Raw genomic sequence first — 16,091 nt, 5'->3', positions numbered from 1 at the left:
ACTGGCGCAGTTCTCTGACTATATCCATTGGAAAATTCTCATTAGAGTAAAGCTTAACCATCATCATCCTCAGCGAACGTGATGATTGCTCGATTTAATTGTTCTTGGTGCTGTTCATAATAAGTCTAGGCAGCTTTTAGATCGTCATGGGTTAGGGTAGGGTAGTTTCGCAGTAACTCTTCCTCATTTGCTCCCTGTTGGCGAAAAGCCACCAACGTCCACACAGGGATGCGCGTATTGCGAATGCGTGGCTGTCCCCCGCAGACACCGACGTTACTTGAATTGGCTGGCTGCTTAGTCGCTGTTGCAGAAAAATGCGTTCTTCTGGGGTGAGGGATTCGATGATTTGTACCAGCGAATCGACTAATCGCGTATTCATTTCCGTTTTCTAAAATTATCCGTCCACAAGTGTTGCTCGTCTTGCATTGCTTAAACGGTATCTATGTTACTCTGCTACAGTATTTAAAATACGAGCGTAGAGATCGTCAGCAACTCTAAACTCCGCGTTAGCAATTAGCTCATCAAGTAGAGGTTTAACAGCTAAAATAAATCCCTTTTGTTTGGCTTCGATGAGAACACCTAACAACCCTGTAATCCGCAATCCTAAGCTATCAGCTTTTGCTCTACCTCGACGTTCATCAATAAGTAGCAATTCTGCCTTGAGTTCAATCGCAAGTGTAATTGCTTCGCATTCACCTTCATCCAATTGCTGTCGTAAAAGGGTTGTGACTAGGGAGCGATTTGTTACTTGGCGCATCTCAATCCATTTCAACGTTTACACTTCAATTGCACCAGGTACAGGTACACCTGTAGCTGTTAGTTCTTGATAAACAGCTTTCGGAATCAGGATTGTATTGTATAGTTGCCTAAGTAAGTCTAATTGACCTATTGCAGCTAGGTTGGTGATTGGCGAGGTATCACTAATTACAATCACAACCTGCCTAACTCTCGCAAGTTTTTTAAATCGAGTTCAAAATCTTCTATATCATAAGAGTAAAGCGGAATTTTGCGCTCTTTGAGCAGCTGTCGAAACTGTACTTTATCCATTTCTGCTAGCTTGCTGGCGTGTCCTAAAGGCAATTTACCAGACTGAAACAATAGCAATGCAATTTCCTGCTTAAATTCGGCTGCGGTCATCCCACAGGCATTTAAGGTTTCATCGGATATAATGACGCTCATATATATTAATTGTTTGCAAGTTCTAATATTATTGTGACGCTGTTATTCCACAACTAGCTGCGATCGCCATATTTTGATATTTCCGCTATTGTCTCCAGCAGCAAGCCAATTTTCATCGGGGCTAAAGGCGACGGAATTAACTGAGTCAAAATGACTGAGGGTAAGAATTTCTCTACCTGTTGCGACTGACCACAGTTTGATAGTTTTATCAGCACTACCACTAGCCAAGATTTGCCCATCACTACTAATGGCGACGGAATTAACCGAGTTAGAATGACCAGTTAGAGTACAAATTTCTTTACCTGTTGTGACTGACCACAATTTGATAGTGTTGTCAGCACTACCACTAGCCAGTATTTGCCCATCGCTACTTATGGCTACGGACATAACATGCCAAGAATGACCAGTTAGGGTAGAAATTTCTTTACCTGTTACCACTGACCACAATTTGATAGTGTTGTCAGCACTACCACTAGCCAGTATTTGCCTATCGCTACTCATGGCTACAGACATAACATACGATGAATGACTAGTTAAGGTGTGAATTTCTTGACCTGTTACCACTGACCACAGCTTGATAGTGTTGTCCGTACTAGCGCTAGCCAGAATTTGCCCATCACTACTAATGGCGATGGAAAAAAGTGATTTAGAATGACCAGTTAGAGTGCGAATTTCTCTACCTGTTGCAACTTCCCACAATTTGATAGTTTTGTCAGCACTACCACTAGCCAGAATTTGCCCATCCCTACTTATGACGACGGAATTAACCGAGTTAGAATGGCCACTCAAAATGAGAATTTCTCTGCCTGTGGCGACTGACCGCAGTTTGATAGTTTTATCAGCACTACCACTAGCCAGGATTTGCCCATCACTACTGATGGCGACGGAATTAACCGAGTTAGAATGACCAGTCAGGGTGTAAATTTCTTTGCCTGTGACTACTTCCCATAGTTTGATACTCCCATCCCGACTACCACTAGCCAGCATTTGACCATCACTACTGATGGCGACGGACAAAACCAAATCAGAATAGCCACTCAGAGTGCGAATTTCTCTACCTGTTGGGATTGACCACAGTTTGATAGTCTTGTCCCAACTACCGCTAGCCAGAATTTGTCCGTCACCAGTGATGGTTACGGGATAAACCCCGTCAGAATGACCAGTCAACGTGCGAATTTCTGTAACCTTGATCTTTTGCAGCCAATTTTTTGAGAGTTCCCACAGTTTGATGGTTTTGTCAGCACTACCGCTAGCCAGTATTCGCCCATCACTACTCATGGCTACAGAAAAAACATAGTGGGAATGACCAGTCAGTGTTTGAATTTCTCTACCTGTTGCCACCGACCACAATTTGATAGTCTTGTCCACACTACCACTAGCGACAATTTGCCCATCAGTACTGATGGCGACGGAAAAAACTGATTCGGTATGACCGGTCAGGGTACGAATTTCTTTACCTGTGGCGACTGACCACAATTTGATAGTTTTATCAGCACTAGCACTGGCTAGTATTTTACCATCATTACTAATGGCAACGGAATTAACAGCGTGGGAGTGACCAATGAAAGTGCAAATTTCTCTACCTGTTGCGACTGACCACAGTTTGATGGTTTTGTCTTCACTACCACTAGCCAGCATTTGCCCATCACTACTGATGGCTACGCCTGCGAAACCAACCAATTCGGAATGACCAGTTAGGGTGCGGATAAGTTCACCTGTAGTTGATGAAAACAAGTGAATAACTGAACCTGGCATACTTGCTAGGATATCTCCCTTGGGACTAAGGGCTATTCCAGAAATACCTGGGATGATGTGGACGCATTCCCAAGATAGGGGTGTTTGAGGAGAAGATATTACTGGTTGTGTTGGCGGTATGGGACTTGCACCCAGCAAATCCAACCACTCCTGTACTGACTGGGGGCGAAACTTGTAATTTAACGCCATCCCCCGCATAATTGCCTCATTCACCCGATCGCCCACACTCGAATTCAATTCTTTAGGCGATCGCATGGTAAAATTTTGCAGTCTGACTGGTACTGGCATCGGCAACTCTCCAGTCAGCAAAGAATATAACGTGGCGGCTAAGGCGTAAACATCAATATATTCTCCCCGTTCTGCATCAGGTAAATACTGCTCTGGTGGTGCATAACCAGGGGTAAGATTTTGTGTGTGTTGTTGAACTCCACCGGGAATAAATTGTCTGGCAATACCAAAGTCAATTAGCACTGCCTCTGGTTTACCCACACGCATCATAATATTACCCGGCTTTAAATCCCGATGCAGTAAGCCTTTGTCGTGAACCAGTATCAAAGCTTCACCAATTTGCCTGATATATTGCAGTGCTTCGGCTTCTGGTAAAGCCCCTTTTTCGGTTATTCGCTTTCCCAAATCTTCGCCTTCGATATACTCCATCACCATGCAGGGAAAATAACCTTCATCAAAAACGTTTTCTACCTGCACAATATGAGGATGGCGACACAAAGCCAGTCGCAAAGCTTCATCCCGGAAGTCATGCCGTAATTTATCTTGATGTGGTATCCAGTCAGGATGATTGAGGATTTGTTCTCTGAGGGTTTTGATGACTCGCAACTCGCCGCGTCGATTTTTTGCCAGATAGGTAATACCAACTCCACCCTCGCCTAATTTTCTCTCAATGATGTAGCGTCCACCAAACAACTGCTGCCCAGAATTCCACGCCATTAGTCAAAACCGTAGTTTCACTGATATTTTATTTTGGCACATCATAAATATCAGTTTTTGCCAAATATCTCGACATAGCAGCCAATAGCTGACTTGGCGTTGTTTAGGAAGATAAATTTAAGGCGATTCTCATGGAACTTACAATAAGCAGTGTATTTGATCGTAATCAACTTATGACACCACTAGTAATCAAACCTTCATCCTGGCTAGAGAATGGTATTCAACTTCAAAAAGTCAATAAACTTTATCTGTTTAAAATTACAGATGAAATGTCAGATCGAATGCAAGAACTTGTTGATAAAAAAACTGCTGATTCTGAAACACCAGAAGAAGCTGCTGAACTGGAAGCAATTGGAGAATTAGCGATAATTGTTAGCTACATCAATGGCATGATTGCTAATGAAGCACAAAAATCTAATGAAACAGGAAACCAGGAAGAAGGATTGGATAGGAACTAATCAGAATTCAGAATTCTGGATTCAGAAAAATTAGAGACGTTGCATTGCAACGTCTCTACATTTGGGTTATTGGATCGGGATTTGCCGGATTAGAATACTCATTACTTCATCTGGACTTCCCGTTGGTACCAGTGGACTCCAATCTCCTACGCTAGCGTAGCCAATTATTTGCAAATGGTGAATGGTACTGGTAACGGTTTCAAGAGAACCTATCAATATATGCTTGATAGGTTTTCTTTTGGGAAATGGGCTTTGAGTAAATTCTTTGGGAGCAGGTGTATTTAAATATTCACCTAAGAACTGTTCTAACTTTGACTGGGCGGAATCTTCGTGTTGTGCCATGATTGTATTTATCTCCTGATAAGGGGGCCGATAAGGGCGATCGCATTCATCTTTTGCGGGATTGGGCGATCGCCTTTATCATGGTTTTATACTAATGTATAAAATTATACTTTGTCAACTATGAATTCAAAAATTTCTATCAATAATTCCCAATTTTTAATGAGAATAAATTATGTCTAATTCGAGTTATTTAAAATTTTATTGCTATAAAAAAAAGCTAGATTTAGCAAATTTTTAACTAAATCTAGCAATCCTAAATTATTTACAAAAAGTCTAATTTTCAGGTTCAATTCCCGCAGCCCTGCCCCCTGCCTCATCTCCCTCATCTCCCTAGTACCCAGTAGTTACTCATCTTCATCGGGTTCTAAATCGTCGGCTGTCAATTCTTGATGCGGGATGGCGGCGATAATTGCATCTATTACTTTGGCAACGGGTAAAATCTCGATATCAAGATCGGGGAATTTTTGTCCTTTAGGGACGATCGCTCTTTTAAATCCCAACTTAGCAGCTTCTTTCAACCGCAGTTCCATTTGGGAAACCGATCGCACTTGTCCGCCTAACCCAACTTCACCGATTAATACTGTACCGGGATCGACGATGCGATCGCGGAAACTAGCGACAATTGCGATCGCAATTCCTAAATCTACCGCCGGTTCTTCCACATTCAACCCACCCGCAGAAGCAACGTAGGAATCCAACTTGGACATGGGAATTCCCACCCGTTTTTCTAAAACGGCGAGAATTTGCACCAAGCGGTTGTAATCTACGCCAGTTCCAGCACGACGGGGTGAGGGGTAGCTAGTGGGACTCACCAAAGCTTGCAATTCTACAACGATCGGGCGAGTGCCTTCACAAGCAACCACAATCGCAGTACCGGGTGCGGGATCGTCACGGTTGCCTAAAAATAGCTCTGAGGGGTTGGAGACTTCTCGCAATCCATCTGTCACCATTTCAAAGATGCCGATTTCGTGAGTTGCGCCGAAGCGGTTTTTGACTGTCCGTAATAACCGATGGGAAGCAAAGCGATCGCCTTCAAAATACAATACTGTATCGACTAAATGTTCTAAAACTTTTGGCCCAGCGATCGCTCCTTCTTTGGTGACGTGTCCCACAATCAGCATGGTGATATCTTCGTGCTTCGCCACTTTCATCAGTGCTGCGGTACATTCTCGTACCTGAGCTACTGAACCTGGTGCAGAAGTCAGCGCTGGAAAAAACACTGTTTGGATACTATCAATTACCGCCACATTTGGTTTGAGAGAGTCTATTTCTCGTAAAATTTCTTCTAAATCTGTTTCTGGCAGTACATATAAATCTGCACCTATACTGTCAGGGTCTATAGAAATCGTAGTATCTACTACTACTGTTACCTTCTCCTCATTTACCATACTTAGGGGTTTTGATACTCCCAACCGAGAAGCTCGTAATTTTACCTGCTGTCCTGATTCTTCACCAGTTACGTAAAGGATGCGATATTTCTGTGCTAATTGATTAGATACTTGCAACAATAAAGTCGATTTACCAATACCTGGATCGCCACCAATCAGCACCATCGAGCCAGGGACAACCCCACCTCCAAGTACTCGATCTAATTCTCCATAACCAGACTCCCAGCGAGCGATTTGGCGATCGGTAATTTGGTTAAATGTTAAGGAGGCTCGCGCTTTAGCTGGTTTAGCGTGAGATTTGCCATTGCCTTGAGTTGATTGCCAACCACTCACTCCTCCCCGACTGGGTACATCTACTGAGGATTGAATCGAAATTTGTTCTTCTAGAGAGTTGTAAGTACCGCAAGCTGGACACTTACCAAACCATTGGGGCGATTCTGCTCCACATTCATTACAAACAAAAAAGGTTTTTGGCTTTGCCATTCTTAAATCTTATTAAATAATCTTAATATTTACTTAATTCTTGAAAAAAACTAAAAACTAATAATATGTGGTATTTAGAGCTTTTTCCAAATCAATTCATGGAATGATATCTTAATATTATGGTATTAAAAATTAATCATGTAAATTTTTAGTCAAGGAGCCTAGAGAAACTTGGAAAGCCATAAAGAAAAAATCTTGGTGGTAGACGACGAAGCCAGCATTCGCCGGATTTTGGAAACACGCCTTTCCATGATTGGCTACGATGTAGTGACCGCTGGCGACGGGGAAGAAGCTTTGGATACTTTTCGCAAAACTGAGCCTGACCTGGTAGTTTTAGATGTAATGATGCCAAAGCTAGACGGCTATGGTGTATGTCAAGAATTACGAAAAGAATCAGATGTCCCCATTATTATGCTAACAGCTTTGGGTGATGTCGCCGATCGCATCACCGGGTTAGAATTGGGTGCTGATGACTATGTAGTTAAACCATTTTCCCCCAAGGAACTAGAAGCCCGGATTCGCTCGGTGCTGCGGCGAGTAGATAAAAACGGTGCTTCTGGTATTCCCAGCTCTGGGGTAATTCATGTCGCGAATATTAAAATTGATACGAATAAGCGACAAGTCTACAAAGGCGATGAGCGGATTCGATTGACGGGTATGGAGTTCAGCTTGTTAGAGTTGTTAGTCAGTCGCTCTGGAGAAGCTTTTTCTCGTTCGGAAATTTTGCAGGAAGTATGGGGTTATACACCAGAACGTCATGTAGATACCCGCGTAGTAGATGTGCATATATCGCGTTTGCGGGCAAAATTAGAAGACGATCCTAGCAACCCAGAATTGATTCTCACCGCGCGGGGTACTGGTTATCTTTTCCAGCGGATTATTGAACCAGGAGAGGAGTGAGGAGATGAGGCAGGGGGCAGGGAGCAGGGGAGCAGGGGAGCAGGTGGTCACTGAGCGTAGCCGAAGTGGGAGCAGGGGGAGAATAACTCCTAACTCATTACTCATTACTCAGCACTCCTAACGCCCAATGCCCCATGACGGCAGTTGCTCCACTTGGGGAGACCCCAAGACCGCACTGCCTCCCCAATGACAAATGACAAATGACAAATGACAAATGACTAAACCCGATCCTAATCGAGTTTTGCGGCGTCTGCCCATTGTTGTGGGTGGGCTAGGCGCTGTACTTTTATTGATTAACCGTTTATTAACACCGGAATTAACCCAGTCTCAATCGCGTGGTGATGTAGTGGGCGTGATTTTGAGTGCGGTGTTAATTTTGACAGGTTTAATTTGGCAGCAAGTTCAGCCGCGATCGCCTGATACTGTAGAACTAATTGGAGAAGAAGGTTTTGTACTCGCACCAGATTTACCCGAAACCGTGAAAACAGAGCTAGCCTGGGCATCTCATTTATTGTTGACTAATACAGTAACGCGATCGCTTGTGGTTTTTTATCAAGGTAAAGTTTTGTTGCGTCGCGGGATTCTGGGTACTAAATCTGAAGTTGTGCCAGGAGTAATCTTAAAACAGGTACTCGAAAAACAAAAACCGATTTATCTAGTTGCTCTAAAAATATATCCAGGTAGGCTTGAATTTGATTATTTACCAGAAAATACTCAAGGTGTAATTTGTCAACCTATTGGCAACCAAGGTGCATTAATTTTGGGAGCGAATGCTCCTCGAAGTTACACCAAACAAGATGAAAACTGGATTGCAGGAATTGCTGATAAGTTAGCCGTTACTCTTAGTTCGATTTGATCCAACCAAGTAACCTAACCTAGAATTGGGTCGATCGTCTGTCAGAATAACTCGTAATTTGTAATTATTAACTCAAATTAACTTACTTCTATCTATAGTTAATTACGAATTACGAACTTGTACTGAGCGTCTTGCCCTGAGCGAAGTCGTTGGCACAGCCTCTCGTAGAGAAGGGAGCCGAAGTATTACGAATTATTAACTCACCAAGAAGTCAAAAAATTCCACCCTTCCTTTTCTTCTAGTGTCTTTGCTTCTTTTTCTTCTAGTTCTGCCGCTGTCTTTAAATTTGTCTGTTGAATTAAATTATCATAAGCTCCTGAATCAACCCATTTTAATAATTCGCCAGCCCGCATAACTATCCAAGAAAGCCCAGGCTCTGTATAGCTTAATATTTTAGTGACTTTATCCACGCTATCAAAGTTATTGGATGCAAACTCACGGGCTTGAACGAGGAAATCTTCAATTACAGCACTAGTCAAGTACTCATCTGGTAAACCCGCAAGTTTCATCAGTGTAGTAGTTGCTACGTCAATATCCTGACAAGCTAGCATTGCAGCCCGATCGGCAGTGAACCTAGCCATCATCCGCCAATTATACAAACCTAATTCCATTCCACCAGCTACCAAGCCACCAACTCCCAGTGTGGTACTGCTCAACAAATTTTTCAAAGTTGGCATAACAATTGCCATTTGGTGATAAACCATATGCTGACTCTTGATTCGAGCAACTTCGTGTCCGAAAACATAAAGCAATTCATCTACGCCAAGCCACTCCATTGCATCTAAATTGATACCGACAATGGGTTTTTCCACGCCAACAATGTAGCTTTGAATGTGACCTGTGCCTCGAAATAGATACAATTCAGGAAGTGGAGCAACATCAAGAATTTGGCAGGTTTCTACAAATGCTTGATGTAATTCGGGAAAATTACGGGGCGAAATTCTGATTTCACTACCAAGACTTTGCAATCTAAGTAGGCGATCGATACCGTATTCGTTAATTTTTTTGAGTAGTAGTGAGACACCGGGCATATTTTGTAAAGAAGCCAAGGCCTTGCGATCGAAGGGGTGTTCGTAGGCTTCCGAACTTAGTCCAGTTAATATTTTTCTCGTCATAGGTTTTGAGCTTTTTAATAGCAGTTTAGAAGCATTAGGCAAACTTACACCACAGTGTACTAGGCATTTTTCGCTATCTTACCCAGATAGAATAAACAGTAGGGGCGCACGGACGTGCGTCTTTATGAGAAAATTTGGAAATTTACAATTAATCTATGCAAATTATTTATTGGCTATTAGTTGCTGTAATGCTTGTGGGTATTATTGGTGCTGTAGTTCCAGCCATTCCTGGTAGCAGCTTAATTTTAATTGCAATTATTGTCTGGGGCATTGTTAGTAGTTCCTTTGCAGCTATCAAGATTCCACTAATTGTGACAATTATAGTTTTACTGCTCAGTGTCGGAGTAGATTTTTTAGCTAGCTATGTAGGAGCAAAACAAGCTGGAGCTAGCAAGTGGGGGCAAATTGGCGCAATTGTTGGTTTAGTGGTAGGATTTTTGGGATTATTGCCAACTTTACCTTTTGGGGGGCCATTGTTAGGAATTTTACTAGGCCCGCTTTTGGGAGCAATTATTGGTGAGTACCTTTACCGACGTGAATTTGGATTGGCGATTAAAGCAGGTACAGGAATTGTAGTTGGGTCTTTGGTTGGAAATTTGATTCAAGGGTTGTTAGCGATCGCCGCAGTTGTAGTTTTTGTTATAACAACCTGGCCACAGGTATATGGCTCTTAGCATTTAAAAAATCTGACAGATTTGAGAACAGAGATAATAGCTAGCAACTAGCTGTTTGTTACAAAGATTCAAAAAGACTATTTATAGTAAACAAATACAGAGGTTCCTCCCATTTCTTCTATGAGAGGAACCGTTTCACTAAATATTTAGTAACTAGAAAGATTATAAATACACTTCATACTCCATTTATCTAAAATAGAGTTTAGCCGCTAATAGTATTTTTATATATTATTATAAGTATATTTACGTAAATACTTTTTCTTGAAGTTGGAGCTATTGCCAATAATTTCAACCCTAGAGAGTAAGAGATATACGAAGTGCAGATATGTAAGAAATTAAAATTTTATGAAGACTATTTGTTAATTGAAGATGTGATGAAGACCACTCAGTAAATATTGCAGGTTCTAAGTCTATGTGATTTTATGGAGATAAGAAATACATCACGCAAGTTTAGCTTTCACTGACAGTATTTTAAATAGATTACTGATAGTAAAAGTCAAGCAATTAATTTCTCTGTTCCAGGTTATTATTAGGACTCTCAAACACTCATGATTAATTTTAAATCTAAATTAGTAAACGCGACTTTGGCTGCTAGTTTTGCAATCCCCTTGACTACCGCTGGGATTTTCACATCTGCTAGTTCGGCTCAAGCTGTAACCCTGAACGGGAGTATTGGTCTTAATGGTACATCTATCGTTCCTAGTGATGGAATCAATCCAGCTAAGACTACCATTAAATTTGTCGATGTTGATGGTGTTGACACTGATGGTGATTTTAAATTCTTCTCACCAAATTTAAACCCAGGCGCAGGTATTACCATTAACCCTCTAACTTTAACCAAGATAGCTAATCTACCATCAAGCGGAACAACCACAAAAGCTACATACTCTACAGGGGTTTACACTCCATTCATTAATTTCGGATCGCGAACCCTGGGTTCTACTACTGCACTTCTTACCTTTGATCTAGATGATTCTGTAGTTACCAGAATTCGGAAATCGGCTACTGACATTAATGACGTAATATTGGATGGGATTACAGGGAACTTTAATTTCAATGGAAAAACTATTGCGAGTGGCAATTTGGGTGCTTCTCTTTCTGGAGCTACAAGCACTTACCACTTAACTCTCGAAGCAGTTAGCGTTCCTGAGCCAACCACAATGCTAGGTTTAGGTTTAGTTGGTGCTGGCATGATTATGTCTCGTCGTCGCAAAAGTGTCATTCAATAGTCCTATCCTAAATATAAAAAAGTTACTTTTAATTGCTAAAAGTAACTCTAATTAATCTATTTCGATCTGGCTGGAATGCAAAATTCTCCCAACCAGGTCGAATTTTTTATACTGCCAGATAAATCTATATGAATGCTGAATTTTCTTAACCTTATACCAATTCAATTAATGATTGCAACACATTCTTGGATAAAGACACGATTCATCGCATCTCTACAAATGGTCTATTTGTCGCATTCTTTTTTCAAATTGGTATTAGATAGACTTAAACAGACTGCAAAGATTGTTTCGCTTCGCTTGCGATCGCTTCTACTTCATCATTCGCCAGAGTTTCTAATATAGATTTAGCTTCTGGATTACCCAAACGAGCCAAAGCTTGTACAAGTCTGTAACGAATTTGCCAATCTGGGTTGGTAGCATAGGGAGCCAAGAGAGGAATTGCTTGTACATCTCCCAAGTCACCCAAAGAACTAATAGCAGCAGTTTGGACTAACTCGTTTTCTGATGAGAGTGCCTCTTTGAGTAGTTCAAAGGCTCGCGGATCGCCCAACTCTCCTAATGTAGCAACTATACTGAATTGTATTAGCCATTCACTGGTTGTATGATAAAGCTGCTGTAAATCTTCAAAAGCTTCGCTTAACTTGAGAGCGCCCAAACAGTCTGCTGCTGCTGCTTGTACATCTACTTCGGAGTCATGAAGCAAGCGATCGCGCAAGATATCCAAGGATATCTGTAAATCTTGGGTTCCGAGTGTATCCATTTGACTCACTGCTGAGTAACGAACACGGGAATTGCGATCGCCAATAGCACTTTGAATTAATTCAAAGCCAACCGCAGGTTCCAATTCGCGGATTTGATTTACAGCACGTAAGCGATCGCCTAAATCCTCAGAACTGAGCAATTGCTTAACAGACTCCGGAGTAATACTCATTTAGTTATCCTTGATTTTCAAATGTATAAAAGACAAACGCGATGAATCGCGTCTCTATTTTTGACTAATCTTGACTAGCAGCCATAGCCCGAATAACATCACCACGAGTCAGGATACCAATTACTTGGTCTGTACTATCAAGTACTGGCAAGCGGTGAACGCTGCGATCGTGCATGATTGTAGCTGCTTCTTTTAAAGTTTTATCAGGGGAAATAGCGATCGGGTTTTTACTCATCACCTCCCCAACGGTTTGCCCTAGAGCCTTGTGCAAATCACGGTCATACGTAGCAGGATTTTTTAAATAGATAACACTATCAAGAAACATAATGTAGGCAGGTGGAGTAACACCAGTTTCTTGCCACATCAAATCTGTTTCCGAGATAATGCCTACCAATTTACCGAGATCGTCCACAACAGGTAGTCCGCTGATATGGCGTTCTGCGAGAATTTGGATAGCTTCCTTGAGTGGAGTTTCCTCCCGGACAACAATAGGATCGCGGCTCATCACATCGGCAACGGTTTTAGGCATTTATTTGCTGACACCTTAAATCAAAGTCCCTGCGCCTATTGTAGAAAATTGCGGGACTCAACCTGATGCAATTAATAGATTGTTACGGGATTGGTTATTTGTCATTTGTCATTTGTCATTTGTCATTGGGTATGGGGCATGGAAAAGAGACAAGGTAGACAAGGAAGAGGGGGAAGACTTGGGAGAGATTTGTTCAATAATTCCCCCTTGTCCCCCTTGTCCCCCTTGTCCCCTGTGCTCCCTGCACCCTTTCTCCCTCTGCTTCTTTCCTAGCCCTCAGTCCCTTTTAATGCAGCAATAATTTGAGTATTTGCTTTCGGAAAAGTAAAATGCTCCAGTTCTTCCAAACTTACCCAGCGAATTTCATCGGATTCTAAAGGTTGGGGGACACCTGTAAGATGGCGGCAATGATGTACTATGAGGGTAACGCGCAAGTTTGTATAACTGTGGTCAATAGTAATCAGATGCTCTCCCACTTCAATTACTATTCCTAGTTCTTCAGAAATTTCCCGTTGGATACATTCTTGGATGGTTTCACCAGGCTCTATTTTACCACCAGGAAACTCCCACAAACCACCCATTGCTCCTTCTGGACGACGGCGGTCAATTAAAATTTGGTTTTGGTCATTCCAAATTACTGCAACACCAATGATTTTATGGGGTGGGAAAGAACTGGTTTCACTCATAGTTGAATAGGGAGATAAGAGATACTAACTTCTAATAACAAAACTCGGCAGATTAGTTGTAACTCTGCCGAGTTTAGATTTATTGCAAAGGTCATTTGGCACTATTCCTTTATCCACAAATGTGCATTAATCATTTATAAATAAGCCTTTATCTAATATCGTGTCCGGTTAAAGACTTATTATTCAGAGACCGCAGAAACTTAGAGGGAAGGAATTTTTATGCTTTCTGCATAGGTTCGCAAGTTATAACTAACTAGCCTGACATCATATAATTGATTGAATTAATCAAAAAATTACAGGAGTTCACAGAGAAGCGAAATCAAAGACTCCGCGTTCCTCTGCGTCAACTTCCGCGTTCCTCTGCGTTGAAATTTCAACCTGAATTCGTCACTATTTGGATATTTTCAAAAAACTTAGCTAATGCATGATTGAGAATTAGCGGCAAAGATTTCGCAGAGACTTATTTTCAATTCGTATTGCCGTAACTATGACTAGCTCTTGACTAGCTATCAACCCAACAATATTGAATTTATTTTACATTTCTAGTCAATTTCGCTGTTGTCAGTTTCAGATCCTTGTAAAGCCATTTCAAAGTTCATTCTCTGTTCGGCGTTACGTAAGAAATAACCACTAATCATCGCAGAAGCAAGAAGCCTACCTAGATTTTCCCGATTTGTGGTGACAGTAACACCAAAATGTTCTGAAGGTAGATTACCTAATAGTCCTGTAATATTCCGTTCCATCACCTGAAAGACTTCGGCAGACGTGGGTTTGGATAGCTGGGTAACTGTCTCTGGACTCAAGGATTTAACGTACTGCCATAGTAAATCGTTAGTTTCTGCTTCGCTATTAAAAAATTCTGAGACACGATTGGATGGGTTACTCATTTTTTAGCTCCTTAACTACCACTATTAGCTGCGGTGCTTGTGATTTGAATATTAAATGTTTGTTTTGGATTTGACTTAGTTATTTTGTCTTCCTGTCAACTAATGTAACAGCCTAGCGTCAGAGTGGAAGTAGGTGTAACCGTACCAAAGTCAGCGTATTTTCTCACAAATTGGTCAGTAGTCATTGGTCTTTAGTCTTTTGTTAATAACTAATGACAAATGACTAATGACAAATGACTAACTTGCCAAATATTCATCCATGTTGGCTTTAGACTTGCGAAGTTTGCTTAAGGCTTCGCGCTCAATTTGTCGAACTCGTTCTCGACTGATGTTCAATATTTCACCAATTCTAGCCAGAGTCAGGGCTTGCCCATCAGTTAAGCCAAAGCGCAGTGTGATTACTTCCCTCTGTTGTGGCGTGAGATCGCCCATCAGACGATCTAAGTCATAAGATAGAGAAGATTGCATCACAAACTCTTCGGGAGAAGCTCCTGGATCTTCCAGCATTTCTCCGAGTTCGGTGTCGTAGTTATCACCCAGCCGCAAATCCAAGGAAAGAGGCAAACGCGCCTTTTCTAAATACTCTCGCACTTGTTTGGGCGTCAATTCTAATTCTTGAGCTAGCTCCCCAGCCGTAGGAGCACGTCCCAACTTTTGAGACAATTGGCGCTGTGCCTTTTTAATCTTATTTAATTTTTCGGTAATATGGATCGGCAACCGAATGGTACGAGCTTTTTCAGCTATAGCACGAGTAATAGCTTGTCGAATCCACCAATAGGCATAAGTAGAAAATCTGTACCCTTTGGTGGGGTCAAACTTTTCTACGCCCCGTTGCATACCAATGCTACCTTCTTGGATCAAGTCCAATAAATCGACGTTGCGTTTGATGTATTTTTTGGCAACGGAGACTACCAGCCGCAAATTGGCTTCTACCATCTTACGCTTGGCAATCTCACCATCAGCGATCGCTTCGTTTAACTCTGCTGGTTCTAGGTTTGTTGCTTTGGCCCACTCTTCTAGAGTCGGTTGATAACCTAGCTGGGTGGCAAGAGATTCTCTTGATTCGTGCAAAGCGCAGGAACGTTGCACTTGTTTACCATAGAAAATCTCTTCCTCGTGGGTTAAAAGTGGCACGCGGCCAATCTCACGCAGGTAAGTCCGCACGAGGTCTGTGGCTGTCTGAGCGGTCTTCATGGCGCTACTCTTTGGTAATGATGGGGTTGGCGGTAGGGTCATTAAGGGATAGATGCTTTCTTTATTTATTAGGGTGCTACCCAGTCAGACTGGGAACCCATGCTATGGTTTGCAACTTACGCGCCTGAGAAACTCGGCTGCTCATAATAATCAAATTTAGGCTTCTTAACTGCTAAAACTACAGTTATTTTCTATTTTTCACAAGTATCTACAGTTAGATAAAAAGTTGCTTTTTAAACATTTTTTATGAAACTCCTATTAACAATTGTAACATTTATGAGAAGATTTTGGCTAGATGGCGACATGAAATTTCCTGGTTATTCCAGTTCATCGAATGTTGGCCTCTATCTTAAGGCTGACTAAAAGTTAATTTAAGAAAATATCTAATTCAAATAATTTTCCTCATATTTGTTAAAGTATCTCAATGAGAACTATATTCATTCTCTTCTAACAATTGTTTAATTTTTCTGGGAATTGTAAATCGGGAATTGTGTATGGGGCATGGGGCGTTAGGAGTGCTGAGTAATGAGTAATGAGTAA

The 16,091-nt window shown here is 41.6% G+C and carries 18 protein-coding genes; 5 read left to right on the top strand and 13 right to left on the bottom strand.

Annotation, left to right across the window (positions count from 1 at the left end; all coding sequences use genetic code 11):
* Nucleotides 1–125: 125 nt before the first annotated feature.
* The 5 genes from ACR5KR_RS20540 to ACR5KR_RS20520 all read right to left on the bottom strand — a co-directional run bounded on the left by ACR5KR_RS20540 (nt 126) and on the right by ACR5KR_RS20520 (nt 3,879).
* On the bottom strand, nt 126–224 hold the full coding sequence (locus ACR5KR_RS20540) for a DUF433 domain-containing protein (RefSeq protein ID WP_448267815.1): 99 nt from the start codon (nt 222–224) through the stop codon (nt 126–128).
* 221 nt (nt 225–445) lie between these two features.
* Nucleotides 446–772, bottom strand: coding sequence for a DUF3368 domain-containing protein (locus ACR5KR_RS20535; protein WP_448267814.1), 327 nt, complete (start codon nt 770–772; stop codon nt 446–448).
* Nucleotides 773–775: 3 nt separating this feature from the next.
* A complete protein-coding gene (locus ACR5KR_RS20530) occupies nt 776–934 on the bottom strand; it encodes a hypothetical protein (protein WP_448267813.1) in 159 nt (52 codons plus the stop codon).
* Complete coding sequence (locus tag ACR5KR_RS20525) at nt 931–1,179, bottom strand: UPF0175 family protein (RefSeq protein WP_448267812.1); 249 nt, start codon at nt 1,177–1,179, stop codon at nt 931–933. The genes ACR5KR_RS20530 and ACR5KR_RS20525 overlap by 4 nt, the downstream gene beginning before the upstream one ends.
* Nucleotides 1,180–1,221: 42 nt before the next feature.
* Entirely contained in the window at nt 1,222–3,879 is a 2,658-nt protein-coding gene (locus ACR5KR_RS20520; protein ID WP_448267811.1) for a protein kinase domain-containing protein, read from the bottom strand.
* Nucleotides 3,880–4,052: 173 nt separating this feature from the next.
* Between ACR5KR_RS20520 and ACR5KR_RS20515 the strand changes: the two genes are divergently transcribed.
* Nucleotides 4,053–4,337 carry a hypothetical protein gene (locus ACR5KR_RS20515; protein WP_448267810.1) on the top strand — a complete coding sequence of 95 codons (285 nt, stop codon included), beginning with the start codon at nt 4,053–4,055 and terminating at the stop codon, nt 4,335–4,337.
* A 66-nt stretch (nt 4,338–4,403) separates the two neighbouring features.
* On the opposite strand, the gene ACR5KR_RS20510 is transcribed toward ACR5KR_RS20515, so the two are convergent.
* Nucleotides 4,404–4,679, bottom strand: a complete 276-nt coding sequence (locus ACR5KR_RS20510) for a hypothetical protein (protein ID WP_448267809.1) — start codon at nt 4,677–4,679, stop codon at nt 4,404–4,406.
* Nucleotides 4,680–5,023: 344 nt separating this feature from the next.
* Nucleotides 5,024–6,550 carry a DNA repair protein RadA gene (gene radA, locus ACR5KR_RS20505; protein ID WP_448267807.1) on the bottom strand — a complete coding sequence of 509 codons (1,527 nt, stop codon included), beginning with the start codon at nt 6,548–6,550 and terminating at the stop codon, nt 5,024–5,026.
* A gap of 171 nt (nt 6,551–6,721) precedes the next feature.
* Here radA and rpaB point away from each other — a divergent pair, with 171 nt between their 5' ends.
* On the top strand, nt 6,722–7,450 hold the full coding sequence (rpaB, locus tag ACR5KR_RS20500; protein ID WP_292866575.1) for a response regulator transcription factor RpaB: 729 nt from the start codon (nt 6,722–6,724) through the stop codon (nt 7,448–7,450).
* A gap of 214 nt (nt 7,451–7,664) precedes the next feature.
* Entirely contained in the window at nt 7,665–8,306 is a 642-nt protein-coding gene (locus tag ACR5KR_RS20495) for a cofactor assembly of complex C subunit B (protein WP_445630735.1), read from the top strand.
* 200 nt (nt 8,307–8,506) lie between these two features.
* On the opposite strand, the gene ACR5KR_RS20490 is transcribed toward ACR5KR_RS20495, so the two are convergent.
* On the bottom strand, nt 8,507–9,421 hold the full coding sequence (locus tag ACR5KR_RS20490; protein WP_448267805.1) for a M48 family metallopeptidase: 915 nt from the start codon (nt 9,419–9,421) through the stop codon (nt 8,507–8,509).
* Between the two features lie 155 nt (nt 9,422–9,576).
* Here ACR5KR_RS20490 and ACR5KR_RS20485 point away from each other — a divergent pair, with 155 nt between their 5' ends.
* Both ACR5KR_RS20485 and ACR5KR_RS20480 read left to right on the top strand, forming a co-directional pair.
* Nucleotides 9,577–10,095 carry a DUF456 domain-containing protein gene (locus tag ACR5KR_RS20485; RefSeq protein ID WP_448267804.1) on the top strand — a complete coding sequence of 173 codons (519 nt, stop codon included), beginning with the start codon at nt 9,577–9,579 and terminating at the stop codon, nt 10,093–10,095.
* A gap of 548 nt (nt 10,096–10,643) precedes the next feature.
* Entirely contained in the window at nt 10,644–11,324 is a 681-nt protein-coding gene (locus tag ACR5KR_RS20480; RefSeq protein ID WP_445630738.1) for a PEP-CTERM sorting domain-containing protein, read from the top strand.
* Between the two features lie 265 nt (nt 11,325–11,589).
* Here the strand turns inward: ACR5KR_RS20480 and nblB are convergent, their stop codons facing one another.
* The 5 genes from nblB to ACR5KR_RS20455 all read right to left on the bottom strand — a co-directional run bounded on the left by nblB (nt 11,590) and on the right by ACR5KR_RS20455 (nt 15,551).
* The gene (gene nblB / locus ACR5KR_RS20475) at nt 11,590–12,255 is read right to left on the bottom strand and encodes a phycobilisome degradation protein NblB (RefSeq protein WP_445630739.1); all 666 of its coding nucleotides are present in this window, start codon (nt 12,253–12,255) and stop codon (nt 11,590–11,592) included.
* Nucleotides 12,256–12,319: 64 nt separating this feature from the next.
* Nucleotides 12,320–12,784: a CBS domain-containing protein gene (locus ACR5KR_RS20470; protein WP_334853474.1), complete on the bottom strand. Its 465-nt coding sequence runs from the start codon at nt 12,782–12,784 to the stop codon at nt 12,320–12,322.
* 269 nt (nt 12,785–13,053) lie between these two features.
* Nucleotides 13,054–13,470, bottom strand: a complete 417-nt coding sequence (gene mutT / locus ACR5KR_RS20465; RefSeq protein ID WP_448267803.1) for an 8-oxo-dGTP diphosphatase MutT — start codon at nt 13,468–13,470, stop codon at nt 13,054–13,056.
* Between the two features lie 542 nt (nt 13,471–14,012).
* Nucleotides 14,013–14,357: a DUF760 domain-containing protein gene (locus tag ACR5KR_RS20460; RefSeq protein ID WP_322698271.1), complete on the bottom strand. Its 345-nt coding sequence runs from the start codon at nt 14,355–14,357 to the stop codon at nt 14,013–14,015.
* 237 nt (nt 14,358–14,594) lie between these two features.
* Nucleotides 14,595–15,551, bottom strand: a complete 957-nt coding sequence (locus ACR5KR_RS20455; RefSeq protein WP_322686662.1) for an RNA polymerase sigma factor, RpoD/SigA family — start codon at nt 15,549–15,551, stop codon at nt 14,595–14,597.
* Nucleotides 15,552–16,091 lie beyond the last annotated feature (540 nt).

This window comes from Nostoc sp. DSM 114159, assembly GCF_053470285.1.
This window is presented reverse-complemented; position numbering and strand designations above follow the sequence as displayed.

Coding starts and splice junctions, on each gene's coding strand:
- ACR5KR_RS20525 (WP_448267812.1), bottom strand. CDS start 1,179: ATGAGCGTCATTATATCCGATGAAACCTTAAATGCCTGTGGGATGACC.
- ACR5KR_RS20455 (WP_322686662.1), bottom strand. CDS start 15,551: ATGAAGACCGCTCAGACAGCCACAGACCTCGTGCGGACTTACCTGCGT.
- ACR5KR_RS20510 (WP_448267809.1), bottom strand. CDS start 4,679: ATGGCACAACACGAAGATTCCGCCCAGTCAAAGTTAGAACAGTTCTTA.
- ACR5KR_RS20460 (WP_322698271.1), bottom strand. CDS start 14,357: ATGAGTAACCCATCCAATCGTGTCTCAGAATTTTTTAATAGCGAAGCA.
- ACR5KR_RS20480 (WP_445630738.1), top strand. CDS start 10,644: ATGATTAATTTTAAATCTAAATTAGTAAACGCGACTTTGGCTGCTAGT.
- ACR5KR_RS20490 (WP_448267805.1), bottom strand. CDS start 9,421: ATGACGAGAAAAATATTAACTGGACTAAGTTCGGAAGCCTACGAACAC.
- ACR5KR_RS20520 (WP_448267811.1), bottom strand. CDS start 3,879: ATGGCGTGGAATTCTGGGCAGCAGTTGTTTGGTGGACGCTACATCATT.
- ACR5KR_RS20515 (WP_448267810.1), top strand. CDS start 4,053: ATGACACCACTAGTAATCAAACCTTCATCCTGGCTAGAGAATGGTATT.
- radA (WP_448267807.1), bottom strand. CDS start 6,550: ATGGCAAAGCCAAAAACCTTTTTTGTTTGTAATGAATGTGGAGCAGAA.
- ACR5KR_RS20485 (WP_448267804.1), top strand. CDS start 9,577: ATGCAAATTATTTATTGGCTATTAGTTGCTGTAATGCTTGTGGGTATT.
- nblB (WP_445630739.1), bottom strand. CDS start 12,255: ATGAGTATTACTCCGGAGTCTGTTAAGCAATTGCTCAGTTCTGAGGAT.
- ACR5KR_RS20495 (WP_445630735.1), top strand. CDS start 7,665: ATGACTAAACCCGATCCTAATCGAGTTTTGCGGCGTCTGCCCATTGTT.
- ACR5KR_RS20470 (WP_334853474.1), bottom strand. CDS start 12,784: ATGCCTAAAACCGTTGCCGATGTGATGAGCCGCGATCCTATTGTTGTC.
- mutT (WP_448267803.1), bottom strand. CDS start 13,470: ATGAGTGAAACCAGTTCTTTCCCACCCCATAAAATCATTGGTGTTGCA.